Source organism: Alkalibacterium olivapovliticus, assembly GCF_003003275.1.
Classification (GTDB): domain Bacteria; phylum Bacillota; class Bacilli; order Lactobacillales; family Carnobacteriaceae_A; genus Alkalibacterium; species Alkalibacterium olivapovliticum.
Genome location: NZ_PVTO01000043.1, coordinates 1 through 10,129, shown reverse-complemented (window position 1 = coordinate 10,129; position 10,129 = coordinate 1). Strand labels below are relative to the sequence as shown.

10 protein-coding genes and 1 pseudogene are annotated in these 10,129 nt (G+C 32.3%); 7 read left to right on the top strand and 4 right to left on the bottom strand.

Going from position 1 to position 10,129, the window contains the following annotated elements:
* Positions 1-141 (top strand): annotated as a pseudogene (locus tag CLV38_RS12865) (IS256 family transposase); the annotation flags it as partial.
* Positions 142-991: 850 nt separating this feature from the next.
* On the opposite strand, the gene CLV38_RS12860 reads toward CLV38_RS12865, so the two are convergent.
* Complete coding sequence (locus CLV38_RS12860) at positions 992-1,288, bottom strand: BRCT domain-containing protein (protein ID WP_106196308.1); 297 nt, start codon at positions 1,286-1,288, stop codon at positions 992-994.
* A gap of 1,235 nt (positions 1,289-2,523) precedes the next feature.
* Between CLV38_RS12860 and CLV38_RS14010 the strand changes: the two genes are divergently transcribed.
* The 3 genes from CLV38_RS14010 to CLV38_RS13795 all read left to right on the top strand — a co-directional run bounded on the left by CLV38_RS14010 (position 2,524) and on the right by CLV38_RS13795 (position 4,532).
* Positions 2,524-3,417, top strand: a complete 894-nt coding sequence (locus CLV38_RS14010) for an SAV1803-related protein (protein ID WP_245920595.1) — start codon at positions 2,524-2,526, stop codon at positions 3,415-3,417.
* 29 nt (positions 3,418-3,446) lie between these two features.
* Positions 3,447-4,256, top strand: coding sequence for an abortive infection family protein (locus CLV38_RS12850; protein WP_106196306.1), 810 nt, complete (start codon positions 3,447-3,449; stop codon positions 4,254-4,256).
* Positions 4,257-4,391: 135 nt separating this feature from the next.
* The gene (locus tag CLV38_RS13795; protein WP_155849131.1) at positions 4,392-4,532 is read left to right on the top strand and encodes a hypothetical protein; all 141 of its coding nucleotides are present in this window, start codon (positions 4,392-4,394) and stop codon (positions 4,530-4,532) included.
* 207 nt (positions 4,533-4,739) lie between these two features.
* Here CLV38_RS13795 and CLV38_RS12845 read toward each other — a convergent pair whose 3' ends face one another.
* The gene (locus tag CLV38_RS12845; protein ID WP_106196304.1) at positions 4,740-5,000 is read right to left on the bottom strand and encodes a helix-turn-helix domain-containing protein; all 261 of its coding nucleotides are present in this window, start codon (positions 4,998-5,000) and stop codon (positions 4,740-4,742) included.
* Between the two features lie 176 nt (positions 5,001-5,176).
* Here CLV38_RS12845 and CLV38_RS12840 point away from each other — a divergent pair, with 176 nt between their 5' ends.
* Positions 5,177-6,751 carry a hypothetical protein gene (locus CLV38_RS12840; RefSeq protein ID WP_106196302.1) on the top strand — a complete coding sequence of 525 codons (1,575 nt, stop codon included), beginning with the start codon at positions 5,177-5,179 and terminating at the stop codon, positions 6,749-6,751.
* A gap of 169 nt (positions 6,752-6,920) precedes the next feature.
* On the opposite strand, the gene CLV38_RS12835 is transcribed toward CLV38_RS12840, so the two are convergent.
* Positions 6,921-7,502 (bottom strand): SLATT domain-containing protein, encoded by a 582-nt coding sequence (locus tag CLV38_RS12835; RefSeq protein WP_106196300.1) that lies wholly within the window; start codon positions 7,500-7,502, stop codon positions 6,921-6,923.
* Entirely contained in the window at positions 7,480-8,358 is an 879-nt protein-coding gene (locus tag CLV38_RS12830) for an SMODS domain-containing nucleotidyltransferase (protein WP_106196298.1), read from the bottom strand. The genes CLV38_RS12835 and CLV38_RS12830 overlap by 23 nt, the downstream gene beginning before the upstream one ends.
* A gap of 416 nt (positions 8,359-8,774) precedes the next feature.
* Here CLV38_RS12830 and CLV38_RS12825 point away from each other — a divergent pair, with 416 nt between their 5' ends.
* Together CLV38_RS12825 and CLV38_RS13790 are read left to right on the top strand one after the other, a co-directional pair.
* Positions 8,775-9,401: a hypothetical protein gene (locus tag CLV38_RS12825; protein WP_106196296.1), complete on the top strand. Its 627-nt coding sequence runs from the start codon at positions 8,775-8,777 to the stop codon at positions 9,399-9,401.
* Between the two features lie 25 nt (positions 9,402-9,426).
* Complete coding sequence (locus tag CLV38_RS13790) at positions 9,427-9,594, top strand: hypothetical protein (protein ID WP_170068911.1); 168 nt, start codon at positions 9,427-9,429, stop codon at positions 9,592-9,594.
* The last annotated feature ends 535 nt before the right edge of the window (positions 9,595-10,129 follow it).

Sequence of the window (10,129 nt, the reverse complement as noted above, 5' to 3'; positions counted from 1 at the left end):
TTTCAGAATGAAGAATCTATGGATCGCTTTTTGGTTTCCCGTTTTGATACGTACAATCAGAAGTTTTTGACACGGATTCACCGCGGCTTCCAACAAGCTGAAGCAGAGCTAGAAAAAATGTTTGAAAGATTAACAAATTAATAAATCGATTTTATAGAAGGAGTACTTCATTTACACATAATTATTGACACTCCCTATTTAGGTACTTGACCAGAAAATAATATTAAAAGACTATCCAGAAAATAGTACTGTTTACTGGATAGTCTTTTTGAGGTCGATTTTTTTATGAATACATACGATGGTGTGTAAAGGTAAATAGTCAGTGTACTATTTATTTTTAAATGTATAATTTAAAAAAGTATGAATGAGATAATCATTTGCTTTTAGTGAAGAGTGAGAAGTGTACATAGTATTTCATATGGCATAAAGAGAGAGAACGAAAAAGTAGACGAACCGATTAAACAAGTGGAAACAGGAGTCTACTTGTTTCTAACGATTGAGTAAAATAATCAAATAAAACCTTAATACAGATGTAATACAGCCTTGATACATCAACGTTTGAGTGTATTACATTTGTATTCAATAACCTTAAAAGTGGTACCACTGTGTCATACAAATGTATTACGCTCTAAACCCTTTGGCACAGCCAAAGTCACCTACTTTTTCAGTTGAAGACTGAGAAAGTGGTACCTGGTTTCCCTTATGCTCTTACAATATAATTAAAAGGGATCAAAAAAAGACATACTTATTTTTTGATCCTGATCATTTTTATCACACTTTTTTTCTGAAGTGAGCGACTTTTAAAATAATCTTTATGTTCTTTTTTAAGATAAGTGCAGTCAAAAAATAATAGCGCAATCGATTCTAGTTTTTATTCTGAAAGAAAAAATGACAACTGAAAAAAATAAAAAAAGAAATCAGTCGGTGAAAAAACTTATGGCCATTTATGATTGGAACAGTGAAGAGGCAAGTGATCTTTTCTTGAATAAAATCATGACTTGTTCAGTTTGGATTGTAATTGGTTAATGGCCAGTGTGATAAAGTCTTCTTCTGATAATTTTTTGAGAGGGACTCCTTTTTTTTGTAGCTCCTCAGCATTTTTGAGTTTTAACGAACGGGGATCTTGTTCAAAAAGATCTAGGTTACTTCTTCCAATGACCAAAAGAGTTGTCTTTTTTGAAACACTAGACTGAACTTTTCCGCCCAATGATCGAACTAAATCCTGTGCTTGTTTCCGAGTCATGCTTGCTAATGTTCCTGTGAAGACAACGGTCTCGTTTCGAAACATTCGACGTCACTCCCTTTTTTCTTTAGTCACTTTGTCTCGACGATTTCTAGCTCTTTTCAAAATAAAAAGACTGACCAAGGTATGAGCAGTGTTGCAAATACCTCCTTGATTTTCCCATGAACTAAAAAATCAATCCACTATTACTGATAAACTAATCAAGCGTCATAAGTCGATAGTAATAGAAAAAGTAGTTTAAATTTTTTTATCAAATGGTGTAAGGTCATGAAAAAGGAAATCGATTTTTAAAGGAGCTCTTTCTTTTTTTTATGGTTCGTTTTTTCTTTTAGAAAAATGATACCAGACTGATCATAAAAAAATCTGAGCGACTACAGACAACCGATAACGTTTCAATTAATTTTAAATGACTCAAACCAGTGAAAATTAATTGAATGTCGTAGACCCTTTTATTTTAAAAAAACAAAATACGAAGAACTTATGGAAGGCAAGCAACGGGTTTGTCATGACAAACCCCAAAATTGAAAATTTTGGCTTGATAGGAAGTTTCCTATTACCTCTTAAAATTTATCTCGTAAACTCGATTAAATTTAGTGTCGCTTCGCTCGATTTTTTAAAAATGAAGGGAAAAGGTAAGTAGTAGACTTAAAAAAACTATGAGAGCGTGTCGTCTCTAAAAATTTTTTATTGTTTGTTTGGTGAATAGTTTGCTATAGGTATTCCTAAAGTCAAAAGAAAAGTTTTAAAAGAAATTATTTATCAATGCGAAATGATTCTGTTTTCTAATCACAATAAAGTTTAACGTTTATTCGTCAGTTTAAATGCGAAATAGGCAATTAGTCCGATCAACGCTAGATCAAAACGAAGAAAAAAACGGCCAGGTTTTTGATTTAGTCATTCTTTTTTAATCCGTATTTTTTTAATGTAAGAGCATAAGGGAAACCGGGTACCACTTTCTCAGTCTTCAACTGAAAAAGTAGGTGACTTTGGCTGTGCCAAAGGGTTTACAGCGTCGGACGAATGTTCGACACGAGGTACCGCTTTTGGGGGTCTTGGTGTACAAATATCCGACACTAAATCCTTTCATATCAAGGGCGTCGAACATTTGTACACCGGGTTTTTGAGATAAAATTTAAGATTGTACTCACTACTTGAATCGCTTTGCGCACTTTTTTTATAACATAACACCACTTATCTAAAAAAAGAAATCCTTTTCTTAGCACTGAAGTGTGAAGAAAAAGTAGTGAATTATTTGAAGTGAAAAATAGAGGAGTCTAATCATGAACGAGAAATTGAATGACTATAACGATCTGGTTAATTTGTCTTATGATGAAGCAGTCCATCGTTTATTGCACAAACATGGAGGAAGTAACGATGATTACTATAGAGAAAAATCATACGACAGATTCTTAAAAAAAGAAATTAAATCAATCACTAAAGGAAAATACGCGAGAACAGCCGAAGGATTATTTTGTCATCACGTTGCTGAAGATAGGTATCTTAATTTAGCTAACAAAGAATTTATTATAAAGTACAAGTATCCATTTACCTTACACACAAAAGATAAACTCGTCTTCTGTGATCTGTTTGAACATTTAATTTTACATGCACTGATAGCAAAAGAAACCAATGGAGAATTCGGTCTTCCGGGGTATCTGACGTACATTTATCCGATGATTATAGAGTGGTATGTTGGCCAAAGAAAACCTCAGAAAAAAGAATGGATGAAAAATTGTCACGAGCGGGCCTACTTAAACCCGGAGGAAACAAAGCAACTGCTCAGGACAATTGATTTATTGTTACCCTTACGTTTTCAGAATAAAAAAGAGATCGTGTATGTGCCACCTGAAGAAATAAGGAAGAGAATGATCGAGAATAAAAAGAAGAGAGAAAAAGAATATGAAGAAGCAATGGAAAATCGACGATTACAAGAAATAAAAAAAAGAGAAGAACGAACAAAAGACTTTTATCGTGAGTATCCAGATTTTGAAAAGCTAGACATAACATTTGATAGCTCGAGAAAGAAAATAATAGCCAAGTTGTATGATTTAGATTATAGTACTGAATTTCAAAACAAAAAAGAATTGGAAAAGGCAATGAAGCCAGTTATCAAAGATACTCTTTTAGAGCAACTATACTCAGCTATCTTGCGTGAAAAAAATCAGTCTGGTTAATAGAGCGAACACATGAGGAGAGGTATAGAATGTCCGATATACAGAGAGCAACTAAATCCAAATTAGAAACACTATTTGGAATGGATTCAGGTTATGTTATGGAATTTAGTAATCGAAAATTTGAAGAGTTTGTTTTTGATGAGACACGTTTGAATATTTTTGACGAGAAATACAATGAGAAAAGCGGGTCTAAAGCCAATAGACTAAGAGCGTTTTGGAAACTCGAAAGCAATCAAGTGGTTGCTACATTATCCTTAGGTTTATTAGAATTTTGGGAGCAAGAATTTAGATTATCGGATCCGACTGAAGAAGAATTTTATCGATTATATCGATTGAAAGAAGCAGCTGAGAAAGAATTAGAAACCTTAAAAGGTACTCCCAATAAATCATTTGATATGGCGGCACTTAATGTTTCAAATCTTGAAGAAAGTTATCTGATGTTAAAAGAAGATATTGAGAAGGTACTCAATGAAGATAAGCCACAATTAGCTTTAGATAGAGTACATACGTATATGACAAAATACTTTAGGGTACTTTGTGAGAAGCATGGGATCGATTATACGAGTAAAGAAAATATTAATAATATGTATGGCAAGTACATTCGTTTTCATCATCAGTACAATTCATTTGAGTCCGTTATGACCCCTAAAATTCTTAAACTACCCACTCAGGTGTTAGAAAAATTCAATTCTGTTCGAAATAACGAAAGTTTTGCTCACAGCAATGAAATCATAGGGTACAGAGAGAGTAAATTAATTATAGATTTCGTTTTTATAGTCCTTTCCTACATTATTGATTTAGAAAAAGAATATGATGAAAAGAAGGCTACAGTAATTTAAGAATACTAAATCGCAAGATTGGTGTGTCTAAAATTCACCTAAATTTCTTCTGAAAAAATGATAAAGTCCTGGACACACAAGTGAACTTTAATGTTAAAAAATTAGTGTAGTAAAATCATACGAGGAGGTACTGCAATGAAAAAGAAGCGTACTAGAAAGGCTCCCAGAGTAGTAAAAGTAAAAAAACACAGACGAAAAAATGGTCAGACTGTCAAATCGCATAAAAGAAGTAAGCCAGATGGAATCGAAGAGAACAATCATTCTAGCAAAAATTAAGAAAGGTCTATTATTATTGTTAATCGAAAAGACATGAATACAAGGGGATACTCAGTAGCAGCTGAATCTCCTGAACCATTAGCGAATAACAGGAATACTTTTTTGAATTAAGCGAGTTTTAAATAAAAATTAGAATAAAAAGAAGGAAGAAATTATTTTCTAACTTCTTTTTATTGAATATAGGCTGTGACAGAAAGATACAGTATGTTATGTATTGCTTTGATCAGTCAATAGCGCTTCATAATCAACCTCTAGAGTGCGTTTAATACCGTTTAATTGGCTTAATTTAATGTGCTGTCTGCCCGCTTCTATTTTAACTAATGTCTCTCTGGTGATATCAGTATTCATTAATTGAAGCTGCTTCACGAGTTCCGTTTGGCCAACCTTCTTTTGTTTACGTAGCCGCCTAATGTTGGTTCCAATAATGTTTTCATTATCGATTATTTTGTCTTCTCTCAAAATCAACACACCTTTTGGACTGAAACAAGTCCGTTTAGTGTTAATCTTAGTGTGTGCTCGTGATATAATGGGACTAGTTTCGGTCCATTTTGAAACAGGAACTAAGAAAATCAAACAGCATACAATCAGTGGTGTGTTAACTATAGTTAGCCACTACAAGGATAAAAAAGTAGAGGATATGACATATGCAGACTAATATAATGGCATTAAATTTGGATTTTGATACCAAAGGCGATTACCTACAAGGAAAGACCAAAAAAGATATACTAAAGATCCTTGTCGATTATTATGACAAAAAGAGAACCCTAAAAGATATTGCTCGTGATATTGAGGAAGACATACAGAGTAGTCGCTTACGAAAACATTTTCCTAAAGTCAAAACGACTCTAACCTGTATGTATGACGGAACGCCCCTATATAAACAATTACCCAATAAGCAAACCTATCAAAAACAAGGGTTAGACACAGCGGTACCTTACTGTCTTGAGTGTGGCCATCAGCATTTAGAGATGTGTGAATGTGAGCATTGCCTTAATGATCAGAGAGAAAAAATAAAAGAATCTTATCCCCAACAAGCAGTAAAACTGATAGAGGGGTGCAGTTTGTTTGAGAAAGTAGTACTCGCGACTGTCTTACAAGGCATGTTTGTAAACAACATGAACAATAGATTTGGGTCATTTGAAGATTACGACGATAATTACCACCCTCTGTTCATTGATCGTGCAGACGCTTCTCGAAAACTACAGCACCTATTCAATAAAGACATTATTTCAGTATCGCCAGACAGTAACATGAGTGCATTTGTAAGAGACAGGACGTTTCCTCAAAGGATGTATCCCAACTTAGTTTACTGGCAATTAAATGTTTCGTCAGTATGTGTAAAGGATAGAGACGAATTGTTTCAATCATTAAAGTATCCTAGTGGGTCAACGCTGTATGAAGCTAAGGCGTTTAATGAGTTGTGGCGTGACATTATTAAACAAGAATTATATAGATGTGTCTGTATGGAACTCAAGAACTATCACTTTTCATTTAGGCATACGAACGATAGAGAAAAAATAGAAAATCAAATCACTCGCTTACTAGAAGTGTATAATCCTGGACAAGTCTATGCTCTTTTTTGGACAGCTGTCAGGCGCGCTGATAATAGCCGTACCTCTAGAACCTGGGGACACTATGCGTATAATCATGTTAACTTTATACTCCAAAAAGTGGACGACATTGAGCAAAAGAAAAACAAGGCGAACGAACCAATAGATACATTTAACTACCCTGCAGAGTTAAGTATCATGCTGTTCACCAAAGTATTTTTTCAAAACATAGCACAGGAGTCCAATTGGTTTTATAGGAAAGTGCCTAAAACTAAGCAGATCAATTTCTTAGAGGATAGAAGCCAATTTTACACCGAAGTGTTAAAGCGGGAAAAACAAGTATTCCAAGAGTTAGATTTAGAGGTAGTCTATTATTATGTGACATCATATGGAGTCGTTGTGTATGATGGGGACGTAGACTGGTTGTTTACTGATGAAAAAACATTGTATCGGATTGCTGAGAAGGTAGGGTTTTATGAGTTCGTCGTGAGTCATGAGGCCTTTTACTCTAATTTACAAACACCGTATTATATAAATGACATGTACTCAACGAGCTATTTGATTGAATTAACGCACTTTTTAATGAAGTCTCAGTACAAGTATCATCTTCCGGAAAAAGATAATGAGTTCAAAAATAAATTAGAAAAGCTATTAAGTAAAGACTCATAGTGGAAGTAATAATTTTGAAAAAGAAGTAACATTGTTTGATCTATAACTACCCTAAGATAGTTTTTAAAGAATATTGATATAGATAAAAAGACTAGAAACATATACTAGTCTTTTTATCTATATCAATACCTATTTTCTTAGAAATAATTCGGGAGTACGGCTTAGCTATTTAATTATTGTTATTTCTGTTATTTCGACGTATTGAATTTGGCAGCATTACGTCAATTTCATTTTCTGAAAAAGTCTGTTCTTCTTCTGTTTTTAATGCTTTTTGAGCTTCTAAATAACTTTTTTTATCTGTTCTGGGAGAATTACTATATACTTTAGAGGTTCTGTTTTGTAAATCATCCCTTCTCTCCATTACTTCTTCAATACTCAAGATTTCAAAATCAGTTAGCAAGGTGACATATTCTTCACGTACTTTCCACAATAAATCAGAGGCTTCTTTGTGTTCACTTACAGCCGCGATAAGATTAAAATTTTTTGCGTAAGAATTTAATAGTAATAAGATGAGAGAGACCAATGCACCTAGTATGCTTGCAATTTTATTGTTTGAAAGAATTGAAGCAATGAATCCACTCGTAGTAATAGCTGCCAATACAATTTGCCACAATTTTATTTGATTATTTTTTTTGATTAATCTATTAATTATTTTGTCATGAGAGGTTTGCGTATAGGTGACTCTTCCATAGGCTTCTCTAATCTGTGATTCTAATTTATAACCATGGCTATTTTGGGAACTTCGATCCATAAATTTCCCTCCATTTATTTCTCGATGTAATTGGCATAGATCGAGTCTCGTAGTCTATGGCAGAAAGTGTGTTTAAATATGCAATCTTTGCTTTTATTTGAAAATTTCCAGATTTGTAAACATTACGATTACTACCGGGTGCTTTCCAAGAAGTAACTGATTTATCAATGTTTTTAAGGTATTTAAAGAAGTCTCTACTCATTAAATCGTAGTATAAATATGACTTATTTTTGTATTCCCATTGATTAATAAAATTATATGCTAGGGTATCTATTAAGATTCCACTCATATTAACATCATGGTTACCTTTCCAAGATCTTACCATCCTACAAAGTCTTTTTAAGTTTTTATTAGTTGCGTTATTCCTCTCCCTCATCGCTGTCATCTCTGCTTTGGGATTTGTTGTTTTCCAAGTACCGCCAGCATTACTGTCAGGATAAGTATAACTGTTATTAGTGTTGATAAATGCCGGGACAATCTCAAAATTTATGCTGTCCGTAAAATTTATACCAATAACTTGTCCGTCCCCTTTAATAAAAGAAGTAGGGTAGGTTTTTCTGAGACTTTCTCTTACTTCTTGTAAAAGGGCTGATTGACCGTTAGTATTGTATCGGTTAAATTTGGCATATGTTTTGTACGGTAGTTGAACCAATATATCAATATCACTTGTCCATATTTCGGTTCCTCTACCGTAGGATCCAACATACAGACTATATGATGTTTCGGAATCCAAAATTCTGTAATCGCTATTAATCCTTTTGGTTATGGTATTATACCGCTTTTGAATTTTAGTAACTGTATCTGCACTCATTCGTAAATTACTACAAAATTGTTCGAAATCTCCATTTACTGACATGTTTTCTCTCCTTTGAAATTAAGTATAGTTATATAAAAAAATTATTACATCAAATTCAAAACACGTAACCATTATAACACTTAATAATGTTATAATGGTTACGTGTTTTGATTCTACTTATACTATAATTTGAGGACTTGAGCGTTTTTATTGTGAGTAATAATTCGAAAAAATCAAGTTGTATTCGCAATACTATTTTATATAAAAAGGATTACTGTTGATAGATAAGAAAACACTAAGATGAATCAACTATAGGTATGTTAATTAATAAAAAAGAGAAAATCCAAGTGGGCTTTAGAGTAGCTTTTGTAAATATACATTAAAAAATAGAGATATAGTTGGTCTGCACAAGAGAAATAAACTAAACGAAATATAAAATGACAATCTATGTGATTAAACTAATATATATGTAAAAGGTGAATATAGAAGGAGGGATTGAAATTTTCTTCCAAAATGAAAAATTATATATTGGGTTAGAAGCTATAAATGAAACTTTGATAGAGATGTCAAATATATCAATTATAGATATAGTAAACTTTGTAGGAGTTATAGCTTCTACAATAGTAGCTATTATTTCAATATATATAGCAATGAGATCGCTTAAATTTTCAGCTGATTTAGAAGAAAAAAGAAATAATGAAATAACAGAAGAAAAAGAAGAATATCTAAAAAAAGTAGACACAATACTAACAATAATTTTGAAAGAAATAGAGCAAATAATAGAAGAGGAGATATCAGAATTAAGTAATAAAACAAAGAGATTGAAAAAAAGGTATATTAAAAAGAGTAATACTTACACTGTTCAACAAGTAAAGTCCAGGTTGGATATTATTTGCTCGTTTGAATTTAGTACTATGGATAGTGAAAAATTGAAAGATTTATATGATATTAGAACACTAGTTGCTGGATTGTATAATACTTTCTATGGGTTCGAAAAAAATTTAAATGATAGGAACTTTATATTAGATGAATATGAAAGATATTTAAAAGATATACTGATTGACATGAAAGAGGTGTCTAGTAATTTATACATGAAAATATAAGCTTAGATGAATGGTGGTGAAGAATATGACTAGAGAAAAAAATATTCCTGAAGAAAAAATAAAAAAAGCACTTGAAAAAAAACTACCAAGGACTGGTGAGCACAGAAGTAAACCTAAAAACTTTTCGCACGGAAATACAGAGTATATGCAGCAGAATCCTCATAGAGATACAGATGACAAGAAGAAAAAGTGAATTTAAATACATGAAATCATGCTTATAAAAGATTGTCAAACGGAGTTTAACAATCTTTGTAAATTTATTTTTATAATCAAAGCCACAAGAAAATCGAGACGAACTTAATAAGTCAATGTCTTTAAATTTATCAGTGTCAGGTTGGTTGTTTTTGTTAAGACCAGTATTATTAAGTTAAGCTAGATGATAAAAACTGATTTTATTCACCTTGCTATTGAGTAACTTGGCTGGATAGATATTTAAATAATTAAGTCTAGAATGTCAAGAAGAAGCAATACCTTTCAAAATTGTTACGGCCGTTATCAAAAGCTTAAATCACCAGATTGGGTTTAGTTCTTAAAAAGAATGAAAAAAATATTTATGGTGGGTTTCCTTATCACATAATTTAACCTGAATAATTCATAGCTCTATAATTTAAGCTGGTTTCTTGAATAAATTACTCGTTCTTGGAAAAATTGGGAATTTTTCTACAAAATAGTGCGTTCTCGAAGTAGATTTTAACTAAATGAACCTTCTTACGATTCTCTTGTTTGTT